Origin of the sequence: Entomospira culicis (genome assembly GCF_028748145.1) — a bacterium.
GTDB classification, from domain to species: domain Bacteria; phylum Spirochaetota; class Spirochaetia; order WRBN01; family WRBN01; genus Entomospira; species Entomospira culicis.
In genome coordinates this window covers 65,541-80,775 of the sequence record NZ_CP118182.1, presented here as the reverse complement: position 1 = coordinate 80,775, position 15,235 = coordinate 65,541, and the positions used below count along the sequence as shown (strand labels likewise).

Sequence of the window (15,235 nt, the reverse complement as noted above, 5' to 3'; positions counted from 1 at the left end):
AAAAGCGTAAAAAGACAACAAAAATTGAAAAAAAATAACAAATATCACAAAAAAATTATAAATAATGCTTACCTTGAGGTGACTTTAAAGGTGGAAGAGCTGTCGGTGTAGCGCTGGTTGGCGATGTCGATATGGCTAAAAAAGGGGATGTCTGATGCCATAATGGCTTGGAAGGTGGCTTTGGCGCCATCTTTATTTTTGATGAGGCGAAGGGTGCGTGATAGGGCGATGACTTTTTCTTTGCCTCTGCCGGTGGGCTGACTCTTGGGTTGGCTGTCGTATTCTAAGACGATGGCGCTATCGGCGATATTTTCGATTTCGCTGGTCTCGCGAAAGTTGAAGGTACTCTGGCTAGCACCTCGGGTTACTTGGCTTAAGAGGAGCAGGAGCATCTCGTTTTGTGGATTGGCATTGAGTTTATTGATTTGATCTTTGAGATAGGCAAGGGAGGCGTTGAAATTTTCACGTAGATTGTGGATGTGATTGGCTTTGGGTAGCAGTTGTAGATAATCGACAATGATGATGGTGCGGTAAGCGCCGACGTGGGCGATTGCTTGATGGAAACCGTTGTGGGTGGGGTCTAAAAAGTAGGCGTCGTTGGAGAGGTGAATGCGCTTGAGGATGGCTTGTTGGGAGGGTTCTTTAAGGATATCTTGTAGCTCTTGGGTGAGCGGGTCGAAGGCGATGTTGTAGCGCTTGCCATGTTTGTCTTTGGGGAGGAGATCTTGATTGGCCAGGAGTAGGCTTAAAATTTTGCGCTTGGCTCGTTCGATGCTCTCATCGAGGGTGTAGAAGAGGAGAGAGAGATCGGGGCTTTGAAGCATCATGTCGATGGCCAGCTGAAGGGCAAGGGTGGTCTTTCCTGAGCTTGCCTCTCCGCCGATGACGGTGGTACCTTTGCGTAAGATTTTATACTCTGGGGCGTTTAGGAAGCTGAAGCGTCGGCTGGTACTGAAGGTTTTAACCGCAGGAAAATGGAGGGCGCTCTCTCCTGCGAGGTTTTGAATGTGGCTTAGGCGATCGAGGGTGGTGGCGGTTTGGTTGATGATGAGCTGTTGGGCGGGGGTAATGTTCTCTTTTGACATGTGTTCTATTGTAAGCATTGTGGTCGATTTTGTCAAAGGTTAGAGACTGTTTTAATCTTATGAAGATAGCGGTAGACGCTGGGGGTAGAGCAGTGTAAGGCTTGGGCGACTTGTCCTACCGAACCTTTGATAAGAAAAATTCCTTGCTCTTGCATGGCTTGCATGATAGCGATTTTCTCGTCAAAGGAGAGCTGTAACAACGACTTGATGCGCATTTGGGGTGAGATACTTTCGGTATCAATACCTTTTGCTTGTAAGCTTTGGGTGATGATTTCTTGGATAAGATTGGCATTTGTCTGCATGGATGTGGCATTGGCTTGCTCCATCTCTAGCGGATGATTGTGTGGCTGGTGGAGATCGAGCAGGGTTTTTGCTAAGTGATGATAGCCGGAGTTGTCGCAATGGATAGAGAGCATGCCAAGGAGCTGATTCGCCTCGTCTTTAATAAAGAGCGTGGAGGTGCGCAAGGGATAGTGGTTTGGCACCTGATAATTGGTTATCGCATCTTTTTGGAGATAGGCCTTGGTATGGATTAATTTAAATGCTAAAAGATCTACACTCTCTTCGGCAGGAGGCGCTTGACTAGAGAAGATTGGTTCATGAGGATGTTCCATATCCTTAAGCGTAACATGGTAAGAGCTATCTAAGACCTCACTTAAAAAGTGGGCAACTTTGAGATAATCTTGAATTTTTATATGCATAGGGATAGTTCCTTTTTTAAAATAATTTAGGTCGCTCTCTCGCCTTAGAAAGAGCCCTCTTACAGTATAGATCCATAATCGCTTCTTATCGAGCCCAAAAAAGGGTAATAATCATGCACTAATCCTTTGCATGCATAAGAATAAAGATAATCCTTCTCTATAGAGGTTACGCCTTGACAAAAATGCATGATTATGCGATAATGAATTGGATTTCTATTTGTTTATAGAAATTATGGGTCTTTCCCAGTAACATACTTTTTGTGAGGAGGTTTTATCTAAAATGATGAAAAAAGGTCTCTTTTTTTCTCTCTTGTTCGCTAGTGTAATCGCGCTATTAAGTGGGTGTGATGCAAAAAAAAGTGGTGAATCTTCCAAACCTCGCACAAAAATTGTGGTAGGCTTAGAAGGTGATTATACCCCCTACAACTGGACAACCTTACGCGAGGAATCCGGCTTAACCTATCCCTTTAGTGGGCAAAAAGGCAATGCCGCCGGCTACGATGTGATGATTGCGCAACGTTTAGCGCAAGAGCTGGGCATGGAGCTTGAGATTAAGAAGATTAGCTGGGATGGCTTGATTTTAGCGCTCCAGAACAACAATATCGACTTGATCATTGCGGGGATGTCTGCAACTCCAGAGCGGATGCGATCGATTAGCTTTACGGATCCTTATTATCACAATGAGGATACCCAAGAGATTGTGCTTGTGGTGCGTGCCGATGGTGCCTATACGCAAGCTACGCAACGATCTGACTTTTCTGGTGCCAAGATTACCGCGCAATTAGGGACATACCATGTGGCGATTTTGGAGCAGTTACCTGCTATTCAATCTTCGGCACTACTTACGGATTATGTCGCCTTGATGCAATCGCTTAAAGCAGGTGTCATCGATGGTTATCTTGCTGAGTTGGTGGTGGGCGATGAGCATGTGCGCGCTAACCCTGATTTTGTCATGATTCACCTGACTGGCGATCAAGCCTTGGAGATTCCAGCTTCTTATAGCGCTTCGGCTATTGGAATGCGCAAAGATGATGATGCATTGCGTCAACGCATTAATGCCATTCTCGCCACTATCCCTGAAGAAGAGCGTATCGCCATGATGCAAGTGGCAAAAGACGCGGCTAGTCAGCTGTAGTAGGAGCATAAATTGGATTTATTAAACCCAACGAGTACCCTTGAACGGGTGCTCTATCTCCTTATTAATTACTATCCCTTCTTTTTAGAGGGGATTAAGATTACGATGCTCTTGGCCTTGGTGGGCACCTTTTTTGGATTAATGTTGAGCTTTCTTTTGGTTGCCATGCAGAGTCAAGTCATTCACTTTCGCGATCGACCCTTGATTAAGGTGGTAAGACGGCTATTACGCCTATTGTCTATCCTTTATGTTGACGTGATTCGTGGTACGCCGATGGTGGTGCAGGCGGCGCTCTTTTACTATGGATTTTTTAGTAAATATTCACAAAATATCGTTATTGCCGGATTAATTGTTGTCTCGTTTAACACGGCGGCTTATTTGGCAGAGATTTTGCGATCGGGGATGTCGGGATTGGGTCATCATCAGATGGAGGCAGCGCGTTCTTTGGGCTTGAGCCGTTTTCAGGCTTTGCGTTATGTGGTGATGCCACAAGTGATTAAGCACAGCCTACCCTCCATTAACAATGAATTCATCACCAATATTAAGGATTCTGCGGTTTTGAGTATTATTGGATTAGGCGAACTTTTTTACAACGGGAAGGCCGCCAGCTCACAAAGTTATTTTGTTTCGGAGTCTTACTTTATTGTCGCCGTGATTTATTTGCTATTAACCTTTACCTTCACGCGATTGATTACGGGATTTGCGCGTTATTTAGATAACCGTCCTGCTAAGGAGGGACGATAAATGCAAGAAATTTTACGCGTAGAACGTCTAAAAAAGTCCTTCGGTAGCCGCCAAGTGCTCAATGATATCAATTTTTCGTTGTACCGAGGCGATGTGCTCACCTTGATTGGATCGAGTGGTTCGGGCAAGAGTACCTTATTACGCTGTCTCAATTTACTCGAAGAGGCCGATAGTGGATCGATTGTTTTTCATGATACAGATCTGCTCTCGCATCAAGTGAATATCGATCTGATGCGTCAGAGCATGGGCATGGTCTTTCAGTCGTTTAATCTCTTTGATAATTATACCGTTTTAGGTAATTGCACCTTAGCGCCATTGCTGACAAAGCGGATCAAAGCAACGCAAGAGGCCAATGATTTAGCTTTGCACTATTTGAGTAAAGTAGGCATGGCGGAGTTTGCGCATGCGAAGGTTACCACGCTCTCGGGTGGACAGAAACAGCGTGTGGCGATTGCACGGGCGCTCTGTATGCAGGGCGATTTATTGCTTTTTGATGAGCCAACCAGTGCTCTGGACCCTGAGTCGGTGGGCGAGGTGCTTAAAGTGATGAAGGAGTTGGCCAAAGAGGGTTTGAGCATGATTGTGGTTACGCATGAGATGAGTTTTGCGCGCGATGTGGCTACGCGGGTGCTCTTTATGAGTGCAGGCGATATCGTGGAGGATACCACCCCACACGAGCTTTTCACTAACCCAAAAGATGAACGCACCAAACAATTTTTGAGTCGTTTTATTAACTAATAAAAAATAAACAAGGGAAGTGATATCACTTCCCTTGTTTTAAAATGTTATATTACATGGATTTACTCTTCATTGTCTAGCTCTGGTGTATCATCAACGATGGTATCTTCAATCACTTCGGCGTGGGTAAAGGCATCTTGGGCGAGCTCTTCATCGGCATCACCAAAGTCTACGCTCTTATTGGCGATGGCTAACCCTACCACATCATCGCCCTCTTCGAGACGAACAATGCGCACGCCACCGGCGGTGCGTCCAAGTAAAGAGATATTAGAGAGGGCCGTTTTGATGGTCTTTCCCGAGGCGGTAACCACGAGGAGACTCTTTTCGTCGTCGCAGTCGATGGCGGAGAAGATTTTACCATATTTTTCGCTGATATTGGCGACCTTTTGTCCAGCGGTACCCCGCCCATGAGGCGTAAAGTGTTGCATCAGCGTACGCTTGCCAAAGCCATGTTCACTTAAAATGAGAATCTGTTGCTCGGGCAGGTTCTCTACGGCTACGCCGACAAGAGCATCTTCTGGTTGCAGTTTGATTCCGCGCACACCGCCAGCGGTGCGTCCCATGGCGCGTACTTTCTCTTCATGAAAACGTAAGGCGCGACCCATTTGGCTAAAGAGCATAATCATATTGTCGCCAGAAGTCACGACGGCTTTGTGGAGATAATCATCGTCATCTAGCCCGATGGCGATGATACCACGAATTTTGGCATTTTTAAAGGCACTCAAGGCGACGCGCTTGACCACGCCACGTCGTGTTGCCATAAAGAGATAGCGATTTTCATGGAAGGCATCGATCACGACGCTCTCGCTGATCTCTTCACCTTCTTCAAATTCAAAGATGGCATTGAGATGACGACCCTTGGCCTGTCGAGAGGCGAGGGGCAGTTGATGGATTTTGAGCCAGTATCCCTTGCCTTTACTGGTGATAACCAAGAGGATATCGTGGGTGCTACCGGTGAAGAGATGCTCCACATAATCATCGTCGCCGAGTTTGGCAGAGAGCGAGCCTTTGCCTCCGCGCGACTGCTCCTTGTACTCCGAGAGGGGAACGCGTTTGACAAAACCACGCTTACTGATAAGCACCACCATCTCTTCGCGCTCGATGAGATCTTCAATAACCATACCATTGATCTCTTGTAAGACGATAACGCTACGACGGGCATCGCCATAATTTTGGATAATTTGTTGGGTTTCGGTGCGGATAATGTCGTAAATTTTGTCAGGATTGGCGATTAGATCTTCAAGGTAGGCGATGTTCTGGAGGATCTCTTGAAGCTCATCGAGGATCTTCTTCACCTCCATATTGGTGAGGCGTTGGAGGCGCATTTCGAGGATAGCATTGGCCTGAATATCGTCAAGGAGATAGGCTTGGGTGAGCTTTTCCCGGGCGGTGCTGGCGTTGATGCTCTCTTTAATGAGAGTAATCACCGCATCGATATTCTCGAGGGCAATTTTTAGTCCATGTAAGATATGGGCGCGCTCTTTGAGTTTGCGCAGTTCAAAGTGGCTACGGTTGGTGATGACGGTGTGGCGGTGGGCAATAAAGTGATCGATCAGTTCTCGTAGGTTGAGGGTTTTGGGTTGACCATTGACCAGTGCGAGGTTATTAATATGAAAGGTGCTTTGAAGTGCCGAAGATTGATAGAGCTGATTGATGGTAACATCGGGTTGCGCCTCTTTTTTGAGCTCGATGACCACGCGGATATTGCCTTGCGCCGAGGCATCGGTGATGCTGGAGATCGAGTCGATACGTTTCTCCTTCACGAGGTTGGCAATCTGGATTAAGAGATTACGCTTGTTGGTCATGTAGGGTAGCTCGCTAATGATGAGTGCCTTGCGGTTACCGCTCTCTTCGATGTCGATTTTTGCCCGTACCACCACCGAGCCCTTGCCGGTGAAGGCGGCATTACGATAACCTGCAAGGCCATGGATGGTTGCACCGCCGGGAAAGTCGGGGGCTTTGATGTGGGTGAGTAATTCGTCGATGGTGATTTCGGGGTTGTCCAGCGTGGCGATGATGGCGTTACCCACCTCGGTGAGGTTGTGCGGTGCCATGCTTGTCGACATACCTACGGCGATACCGGTGGATCCGTTAAGCAGAAGGTTGGGAAGCGCCGCAGGGAGAACGGTGGGCTCGGTGGTCGAACCGTCGTAATTGGGGATAAAGGGGACGGTCTCTTTTTTGAGATCACGTAGCAGTGTCTCGGCGATTTTGGCCATTTTTGCTTCGGTGTAACGCATGGCGGCAGCTGGGTCGCCGTCGATAGAGCCAAAATTTCCCTCACCCGCTACTAAGGGATAACGTAGGCTAAAGTCTTGCGCCATACGCACTAAGGTGTCATAGATGGCGGCATCACCGTGGGGGTGATAGGAACCCATGACATCACCGACAATCTTAGCACACTTGGTGCGGCGCTCTAGGTTGAGCTGACTCATGCCGTAAATAACACGACGATGCACCGGCTTTAAGCCATCGCGAACATCGGGAAGGGCGCGCGCGACAATAACCGACATCGCGTAGGTGAGGTAGGCCTCTTTGAGCTCTTTTTCGATGGCAACATTAACAATATTCTCTTCGTGCATATCTGGTATCCTTGATAGAAGTGAAGTCCTCGGCTTAGCTTAGCTGATGAGAGCAAAGAAAGCCCTTTATATTATAACATATTTTGTAAAAAGGGTAAAGAGTGGCTATAAATGAGGGGGTGAGGTGCTAGGAGCTCTTTTTTGGGTTAAGGCTTAGGAGACGTCTTCGTCATCGAGATCGTCCTCGTCTTCTTCTGTCTGTTCTTTGGCAGGAGCAGGACGCGCTTTGGGCAGAGCGCCTTTGACGCTTTGGATTTTTTGCGCCATGGATGCACCTTTGGGCTTTTTCTTGATTTTGGCAAGTTCGTTTGGCCTGGCAACAATGCGCAAGAGCATAAAGAGAAAGAGTAAAAAGATTAGCGACGCGCCGATCATGGCAGGTTGGCTTGCCAACTTCAAAATTAAAAAGATATCTTCTATCATGCTTGCCTCTCCTTGCCGAATGCCTGTTTGGATTCTCTCTTATTATATCGACAAAATGCAAAGAAGTAAAGATCAATTTTTTCTTTTTTATTCTTTTGCAAGAAGGATTGTCAAAATGTGCGTAAATGGATAAACTATAGGCGATGAAGACAGAGATACTTGGGGAAGAGCAACTAGATGTGGTGGTGGATTTGCTTTTGAGGCAAGAGATTGTGGCGATACCCACCGAGACGGTGTACGGCTTGGCAGGTGATGCGACCAGCGATGAGGCGTGTAAGCAGATTTTTCGCATTAAGGGCAGGGCGATGGATAACCCGTTGATTAGCCACTTTGCCCACCGCGATCAGTTGGCTAATTATGATATTGCGCTCTCGCCCCTCGCCAAGAGCTTGCTCGATGCCTTTAGCCCCGGTCCTATCACCCTTATTTTACCGCATGCGCGTGGAATATCTGGCTACGCTAAGGCAAATCTCTCCACGATTGCGGTACGTATTCCGGCGCATCCTTTGGCGCATCGGTTGTTGTTGGCGGTGGATAGGCCGTTGGTTGCGCCCTCGGCAAATCTTTCAGGCAGATATAGCGCAACAAGCGCCTCGATGGTCTACGATCAGCTTTCGGGATTGATTCCCGCGATTTTAGACGGTGGGAGTACGGCATTGGGCTTAGAGTCTACGGTGGTGTTGGTGCAAGCGGATACGGTGAAAATTTTGCGCTTTGGCACGGTAACCCAAGCCGATATCGCTGATCTTTTGGGGGATCATCGGGTGGAGGTTGCGCCCACGTTGCGCGCCCAGTCGTCAAAATATTCCCCCATCTTGAGCCCCGGCATGAAGTACGCGCATTATCAGCCACAAAAACCGCTTACCCTCTTTCGTACAATCGAGGATCTTTTTAGGATAAAGGATCTCTCGGATGTTTTTATTATCTTTATGGAGGTGGGTGAAGATAGCGCGATGCTCACTTCCTATCCACATACGGTAATATTTTCTGATGCAACAACATACGCGCAAGGATTATACGCGACCTTGGCAAAAGCCGATGCCAGCAGCGCGCGCGAAATTTTCGCCTATTACGATGCGTCTTTGGGCGATGCCCTCTGCGATCGCTTGCGTCGTGCCTCTGGGGAGAAAATTTTGTAGTGCTTTTTCATTTTGTGTGCTATAATAAACTAAAGAAAGAGAAAGAGAGGAGATGAGAGTATGCAAATGAAAGATAGATTTGGGCGTTCTGCCAAGATGGAGCAATTTTTGCTCAAGCACAACATGCACCCCAGCTACACCAATATGGCCGAGGTGTTGACGAAGTTTCGCCATCACATGAGTATGGGGTTGGCCGGCAATAAGAAGAGTTCGCTCCTGATGCTCCCTACGTATGTCCGTATCCCCCACCATCTACCCCAGCATCGTAAGGTTCTTGTCTTGGATGCTGGTGGGACAAATTTACGCAAAGCGGTTATCTCCTTTGACGAAAAAGGTGATCCGATCATCGAGAATTTTGCCAAAGCGCCCATGCCCGGTAGCGATGGACAAGAGATTAGCAAGCAAGCCTTCTACGATCAAATTGCCAGTATTATCGACGAGGAAGTCAAAGAGCATCGCTATGTTGGCTTTTGCTTTAGTTATCCTGCACGCAGTACCCCAGAGGGCGATGGGAAGGTGTTGGTTTTTAGCAAAGAGATCGTCGCTCCGGAGGTTATTGGTAGTTATGTGGGGCACTCGCTTAAAGAGGCCTCTTTTGCGCGAAACCCAGAAAGTGAACTCTCTCGCGTTATGGTGGTAAATGATACCGTAACCACGCTCTTGAGTGGCCTCTTACGTAGCAAGCAGAAGCATTACTCCAGCTATATGGGCTTTATTTTAGGCACGGGCATGAATATGGCGTACGTGGTGCCTAACTTTAAGATTGCTAAGTTGGATAACCTCAATTTAGAGGAGTCGCAGGTGGTCAACCTCGAGGCAGGTGGCTTTAGTGTGCTCTATCGGGGCGATATGGATCGCATTTTAGATCAACAGACCTCTACCCCGGGCAATTTTTTTATGGAGAAGATGATGAGCGGTGCTTATTTTGGACGACTCTGTGCTATCACCATGGAATTTGCTTGTGAGGCGGGGGTCTTTGAGCCTGATGTTGCGAATCTTTTGCGTCCAGTGCTTGATGATCTCGATACCAAGGCCATCAGCGAATTCTATAATAATATCCATGACGAAGAGAATATTTTAGGCTATATCTTTAGTCAAGTGGCGCTCTCTCAACGCGAGGTGGCTGGGCAGTTGATCGCTAATCTACTTCAGCGTGTTGCCAAAGTGGTGGCAGCCACCCTCTCGGCGATGATTTTAGAGAGTGGAGAGGGGCTCTTGCAATCCTCGCCCATTTGTATTACCATTGACGGGACAACCTTCTACGCGTTTCATGGGTTGGAAGATGAGATTAGACGCTTGATGAAAGAAGAGATCCTCATTGGTGCCTATCAGCGTTATTTTGAATTTACCAAGGTTGAGAGCGCTTCTTTAGTGGGCGCAGCCATTGCGACGTATGTTTTTTAATTACGTAAATTAATCATTTAAGCAAGGAGATATTCTCGATATGTTTTACTACGGAGCTCATGTTTCTACGGCAGGAGGCTTAGCAAATGCCCCCAAGAATGCGCAAAAAATTGATGCTAATGCCTTTGCGATGTTTACGCGCAATCCGCGTGGTTGGCAGGCTCCGCCGTTGAGCGAGAAGGATATTTCTGCGTTTAAAGAGGCGTTAGTAGCAAGTAAGATTGATGCGGATAAGGTTTTGGTGCATGACAACTACTTAGTCAATTTAGCAACGGATAATCCGGAAATTCGCCAAAAATCGATCAATAGTCTGCTTGATGAGCTAGAGCGAGTGGAGGCGTTGGGCTTGCACTTGCTCAACTTTCACCCTGGGGCGCGCCTTAAGAGCGACTTAGCGCCTGCTCTTGCGCGCATCGCCGAGGCCATGCGCTTCATCTTAGATCACACTAAATACGCGACCTTGGTGATTGAGGCGACAGCGGGGTCGGGATCGCATACCGGCGCGACCTTTGAGGAGTTAGCCACGATTTTGGAATACTTCAAAGGTAACGATCAACGGGTGGGGGTCTGCATTGATACGGCGCATATCTTTGCCGCTGGGTACGATTTACGTACCGAAGATGATTATCATCAAACCATGCAGACCTTTGGTGAAGTGGTCGGCTTTTCGTATCTTAAAGGCATGCATATTAACGACAGCCTTAAAGCGCACGGTTCGCGCGTCGATCGGCATGCGAGTTTGGGCGCAGGCGAAATTGGCTGGACGCCTTTTCAATTGATTGCCAAAGACAAGCGACTAGAAGAGATGCCGTTGATTTTGGAAACGCCAGAGCCAACCCTTTGGGCGCAGGAGATTGCATTTTTACGTAGTCAACGCGATGAATCACCCAAGAGAGTCTAAAAAGGGCTCTCTTGGGTCTAGCTGTTCGGTTTATCGCTTATTTGCTCTTTTCTACCATATCGACAATGGCTTGGCTGATGGCCGGTACAACACGTTCATCAAACGCCCCAGGAATAAGGTGGGTAGGCTTAAGCTCGCGTTCGGTAAGGATATTGGCAAGAGCATGGACGGCAACCAGTTTCATTTCATTGGTGATCTGCTTGGCCTTACTTGCCAGCACGCCATGGAAAATACCGGGGAAGGCTAGGACATTGTTGATTTGATTAGGAAAATCGCTACGTCCGGTGCCCACGACGAATGCACCTGCTTCGATGGCTAGGTGAGGCATGATCTCGGGTTCTGGGTTGGCAAGGGCGAAAATGTAGGGATCTTTTGCCATGGTGCGCACCATTTCGGGGCTGACAATCCCTGCGACACTCACGCCGATAAAGACATTGCTATCGACGAGTGCTTGGGCGAGGGTGGTTTTCTCGGTGGCGTTGAGGATAAGTTCTTGATCCAACAGCGATTTAACCATCGCATTGGGTTGATTATTACGGTTTACCACGCCCTTGGAGTTGAGGGCGGTGATCGATTTTACGCCTAAGTCATTTAGTATACGCACGATGGCAACTCCTGCGGCACCCAAGCCACTGATGACAACATGAAGATCGCTCATGGAGCGCCCGCTTAGTCGGTTGGCATTGATGATGGCCGCAGCTACGACGATGGCGGTGCCATGTTGGTCGTCATGAAAGACAGGGATGTCGAGGGTGGCTTTGAGGCGTTCTTCGATCTCAAAACAGCGTGGCGCGCTAATATCCTCTAGGTTGATACCGCCAAGCGAGGGTGCAAGGAGTGTGCAGGTGCGGATAATCTCTTCGGTGTCTTGGGTATCCAGACAGAGGGGAATGGCGTTGATATCGGCAAATTCCTTAAAGAGAATGGCCTTGCCTTCCATGACTGGTGCTGCTGCATAGGGGCCGATATTGCCGAGGCCTAACACGGCGCTGCCATCGGAGATGACGGCGATGGTGGAGCCTTTGGCGGTGTAGGTGTAGGCTTCGTCTTTATTTTGGGCGATGACTTTACACGGCGCTGCTACTCCGGGGGAGTAGGCTAAGGCGAGGTCATTAAAGTCGCTGATGGGGATCTTACTCTCAATGCGATATTTACCTTGATACTTTTTGTGTAACTCTAGGGATTTTTCGTAGATGTCCACTCTGTTTCTCTCCTATCTTAAGCGATGGTTTTAATTAAGGCATCGACCATCAATAGCTATAAGCTAAGCTTTTTTGAGCGGTTCTCGCGTTAATCGACCATTTTTCAAAAATCTGTAGAAAAAAATAAAAAAAGGGTCTCTAGGGCTTGACCTTTAGGTGCATTTGTTGCTTTCTTGAGGATACTTAGTGGGTAGAGATAGCTTTTTTACTCATTATGACTAGGAGGTATCTTGTGTCGCAACACTACTTTTTGTTAGCTTCTCTTCGCACAGGCACACTCACGCAGGTAGAGGTTACCCCTTGGCACGCGTCGGTTTATCGCAGTGCCTATACCCAACGCCTCTTGGAACAAAGAATGGTGTTTCAACGCGAATTGATTGGTCATGTTGAGCAGTGGTTAGATCAGAGCGTACAGAGCCTCTATGCGCAGCATCTTTACAATGAGCCTGCCCAGATCGAGACGTTGCATCATTGGGTTTCGCAAGTGGGGTTGGTTTATCGTTACTTGATGAGCGCTGGTTATTTTCGTGAAATTTCATCGACCCGTTCCTCGATTCTGACGATGCAAGCCCCCGATCTCTATACCTACTTGCATGATCATAAGCGAGAGGCGTCTATGCAGATGGCGCAGCTTTATCAACAATACCCAGCGCTCTGTGCCTATCTCGATAGGAATAGTGGCTTGGTCGCAGGCGGGGCGAGTCGGGTGGTGGAGTATCTAGCCCAATCGGTAGAGGCGGGGATGCCGATCTCTTTAGGGGAAATTCATGAGATTCTTGCGCTGGTGATGGGTGTTCTGCGCATGCATATCCACAATTGGGGCGAATTTTATGCAAGCTATGCCTTCTGTTTGCTCTTGGATAATAGCGACAAGGAGAACCAGCCTCGCTTGTGGCGGAATTTATTGCAAAGTTTACCGCTCATTATGAACTACACACCTGCGCATTGGTGGGATTATCAACCATTATACGCGCTACAAGCACGCCTAGAGCAAGCAGGGAGCTTTTAGGAAAAGCTTTTTCTTGACAATTCTTCTTCTGCAAAGTATCTTTGCCTAACAAGGAAGATACTACTATGCACAATCCCTACTTTGCCCTTACTGCAATTTACGACTCCACTGGTTGGATTAACACGCCCCATCCCAAAGAGGAAGTACAGGAGCGCTACTACAATTCTAAGCAGATCTGGCGTGCTTTTATTCCCGCACAAATGACGCTGAAAGAAATTCGCTTGCTTTTGAACAAAGAGTACGGCATTCATGATGTAGCGACATTTCAACAATATATGCACAAATATTTACAAGATTTTATCGCGGTGGAGTCATTGCACGCCAGCACGATTGCCCACTTACATGCAGAGCAGGCGATGACCATCACCAGCGAGATCGCTAATACCCATTATCACGGCTACATTGCGTTGGCACAGATGGTGGCTAATCATTGGCACTATCCTGCACTAGAACAGATCTCTTTTAAAGAAGAGATCGATGGGATTTGGTATACCCTCGGAGAGGATCAGGCGTATTGCGATCATCTAAAATATTTTCTTGGTCATTATGAGCCTCTTTGGGCTAACTCGGCATTACAAGTGAATCAGCATGGCATTTACGTGGGCTTTAGTGGCTACTATTTTATCCATATGATTGAATTATTGGCGCTTGCCGATCAGGTTGGCTTGTTGGAGAGTGTCTACTTAACGAAGAATGTCGCGTTAGTGGAACGGCTTTTACGCTATCACTTTCCTGATTGGCAAACGTTCTGGAGTAGTTATATTTTAGGACTCTTTTTTCATTCTTACCAAGAAGATATTTTACTCTATCCCGTAAGTATCGAGCGCTTCAAAGGGTTGCTGTTTCATAATCTCTATCCATTGCTTGATGTGCCTCACTCACCGTTTTTCACCATAGATCCAGAGCGAAAAACCTCTTTTGATCTCTTAAAAAATGTCCTAGAGCAGTACGCCCAAGTGATAAAGTTAGAGAAACCTCTGGTTTATCATGCTTGGCAGGTAAAAGAGAGTGAGAGTCGTGAAGATGTATTAATTAAGATGATTAATCAATATATCCTCTCTTACTATAAAGAGCTTTATCTCCTCTTAAAAAGCGACGATCTACACCTGATTCTTTTTAGTCATAACAGCGAAATTCGCAACTCTATCTATCAACATATTCGCTCTCATGCCTATCAGCAAGCGCCCTTTTGGCAGTTAGCCGACGAATATGGTCTCTTAGCGCATAGTGGCGAAATTCCTTTATGGTTGGGTAGTAATCATACGCTTATCAGCAATTATGGTATCTATTTTAAGGGATCTTTATGGCATCATACGCCTTACTTTTTGGCATGGCATCCCAGTTTGCATTTTAAAGTAAGACATCAGAAGCAGGCAGTTATCCTTTATGTGAAGGGGAATAAAGTGGTAGAATTTACTCGCTTACCGGCGCACCATCATGATGCCTTAGATGTCTATCAAGATCGCCTGCTTCGCTTTGCGCAGAAAATAAATGAAGCGCTTTATATGAAACGTCTATCGGATCTTAGATAATATGTTGTCTTGGTGAGATGACTAAGATAAATTCTTTTTGACGATTCGTATAACTGATGTAAAAGATATCCTCGTATAGCTGTGTATGTACCGAAGGCTGATTCTTTTTGAGTGGTTTGAAGATCGCATCAAAGGTCTTAAAATCGATGTTATAACTAACAAGGCTGACAAGGAGCGTCACTAAATTGTGAAATATCATGTGATCAAACTGCTTCTGGGGAAGCGGGCTCTTAAATAAAATGGAAGTAATAAAATCTTCTTGTGGATCAAGATAGAGCAATAAAGAGGTCTGTGCGGTCAAGCTTGCTTCGACAAAACGTCCGCGCGATGGGGTGTGTTGCACGCTCGAGAGCAAAAGATCGCCAAAGGGCGTACCAAGAAGATGATTGACGCGTTGCCAACCTTCATGGAAATCTTCCACAGAAAAACCAAAGACAATCTTGCCACTGTTTAGAGTTTGTGTTTCGGTAGAAGAGAGTAGCATCGATGAGGAGGGAAGGAAGAGGAAGAGCATAAGAATTACGGAACGGTATCGAGAATAGAGCATCTAACCCTCATTTTATTAAGAATATTTACGATGTAAGTATAAAGGAAAAAGGATAAGATGTCAAGATAAAAGCACGGTTTATCGAAGAAAAAT

At 46.9% G+C, this 15,235-nt stretch carries 14 protein-coding genes; 8 read left to right on the top strand and 6 right to left on the bottom strand.

Features of this window, described 5'->3' with window-relative positions:
- Positions 1–68: 68 nt before the first annotated feature.
- Both PVA46_RS08140 and PVA46_RS08135 read right to left on the bottom strand, forming a co-directional pair.
- Positions 69–1,085, bottom strand: coding sequence for a DnaB-like helicase C-terminal domain-containing protein (locus PVA46_RS08140; RefSeq protein ID WP_167696466.1), 1,017 nt, complete (start codon positions 1,083–1,085; stop codon positions 69–71).
- 32 nt (positions 1,086–1,117) lie between these two features.
- Complete coding sequence (locus tag PVA46_RS08135; protein WP_167696464.1) at positions 1,118–1,786, bottom strand: helix-turn-helix domain-containing protein; 669 nt, start codon at positions 1,784–1,786, stop codon at positions 1,118–1,120.
- A gap of 280 nt (positions 1,787–2,066) precedes the next feature.
- Here PVA46_RS08135 and PVA46_RS08130 point away from each other — a divergent pair, with 280 nt between their 5' ends.
- From PVA46_RS08130 to PVA46_RS08120, 3 genes are read left to right on the top strand one after another with little or no spacing between them, the layout of a single operon-like run.
- Positions 2,067–2,921 (top strand): transporter substrate-binding domain-containing protein, encoded by an 855-nt coding sequence (locus tag PVA46_RS08130; RefSeq protein WP_167696462.1) that lies wholly within the window; start codon positions 2,067–2,069, stop codon positions 2,919–2,921.
- Between the two features lie 12 nt (positions 2,922–2,933).
- Positions 2,934–3,665 carry an amino acid ABC transporter permease gene (locus PVA46_RS08125; protein WP_167696460.1) on the top strand — a complete coding sequence of 244 codons (732 nt, stop codon included), beginning with the start codon at positions 2,934–2,936 and terminating at the stop codon, positions 3,663–3,665.
- On the top strand, positions 3,666–4,403 hold the full coding sequence (locus PVA46_RS08120) for an amino acid ABC transporter ATP-binding protein (protein WP_167696458.1): 738 nt from the start codon (positions 3,666–3,668) through the stop codon (positions 4,401–4,403). It abuts the gene before it with no gap.
- 62 nt (positions 4,404–4,465) lie between these two features.
- On the opposite strand, the gene gyrA is transcribed toward PVA46_RS08120, so the two are convergent.
- The gene (gene gyrA / locus PVA46_RS08115) at positions 4,466–6,985 is read right to left on the bottom strand and encodes a DNA topoisomerase (ATP-hydrolyzing) subunit A (protein ID WP_212603871.1); all 2,520 of its coding nucleotides are present in this window, start codon (positions 6,983–6,985) and stop codon (positions 4,466–4,468) included.
- A gap of 153 nt (positions 6,986–7,138) precedes the next feature.
- Positions 7,139–7,408, bottom strand: a complete 270-nt coding sequence (locus PVA46_RS08110; RefSeq protein ID WP_167696456.1) for a hypothetical protein — start codon at positions 7,406–7,408, stop codon at positions 7,139–7,141.
- A gap of 143 nt (positions 7,409–7,551) precedes the next feature.
- Between PVA46_RS08110 and PVA46_RS08105 the strand changes: the two genes are divergently transcribed.
- From PVA46_RS08105 to nfo, 3 genes are all read left to right on the top strand, one after another.
- Positions 7,552–8,547 (top strand): L-threonylcarbamoyladenylate synthase, encoded by a 996-nt coding sequence (locus tag PVA46_RS08105; protein WP_167696455.1) that lies wholly within the window; start codon positions 7,552–7,554, stop codon positions 8,545–8,547.
- Between the two features lie 66 nt (positions 8,548–8,613).
- Positions 8,614–9,951 (top strand): hexokinase family protein, encoded by a 1,338-nt coding sequence (locus PVA46_RS08100; protein ID WP_167696453.1) that lies wholly within the window; start codon positions 8,614–8,616, stop codon positions 9,949–9,951.
- 40 nt (positions 9,952–9,991) lie between these two features.
- On the top strand, positions 9,992–10,852 hold the full coding sequence (gene nfo / locus PVA46_RS08095) for a deoxyribonuclease IV (RefSeq protein WP_167696451.1): 861 nt from the start codon (positions 9,992–9,994) through the stop codon (positions 10,850–10,852).
- Positions 10,853–10,889: 37 nt separating this feature from the next.
- Here the strand turns inward: nfo and PVA46_RS08090 are convergent, their stop codons facing one another.
- Positions 10,890–12,053 carry an NAD(P)-dependent malic enzyme gene (locus PVA46_RS08090; RefSeq protein ID WP_167696449.1) on the bottom strand — a complete coding sequence of 388 codons (1,164 nt, stop codon included), beginning with the start codon at positions 12,051–12,053 and terminating at the stop codon, positions 10,890–10,892.
- Between the two features lie 233 nt (positions 12,054–12,286).
- Here PVA46_RS08090 and PVA46_RS08085 point away from each other — a divergent pair, with 233 nt between their 5' ends.
- Complete coding sequence (locus PVA46_RS08085; RefSeq protein ID WP_167696448.1) at positions 12,287–13,063, top strand: hypothetical protein; 777 nt, start codon at positions 12,287–12,289, stop codon at positions 13,061–13,063.
- Between the two features lie 65 nt (positions 13,064–13,128).
- Positions 13,129–14,595 (top strand): DUF1266 domain-containing protein, encoded by a 1,467-nt coding sequence (locus tag PVA46_RS08080; RefSeq protein ID WP_167696446.1) that lies wholly within the window; start codon positions 13,129–13,131, stop codon positions 14,593–14,595.
- On the opposite strand, the gene PVA46_RS08075 is transcribed toward PVA46_RS08080, so the two are convergent.
- Positions 14,588–15,142, bottom strand: a complete 555-nt coding sequence (locus PVA46_RS08075) for a hypothetical protein (RefSeq protein ID WP_167696444.1) — start codon at positions 15,140–15,142, stop codon at positions 14,588–14,590. The two genes, PVA46_RS08080 and PVA46_RS08075, sit on opposite strands and share 8 nt — an antisense overlap.
- Positions 15,143–15,235 lie beyond the last annotated feature (93 nt).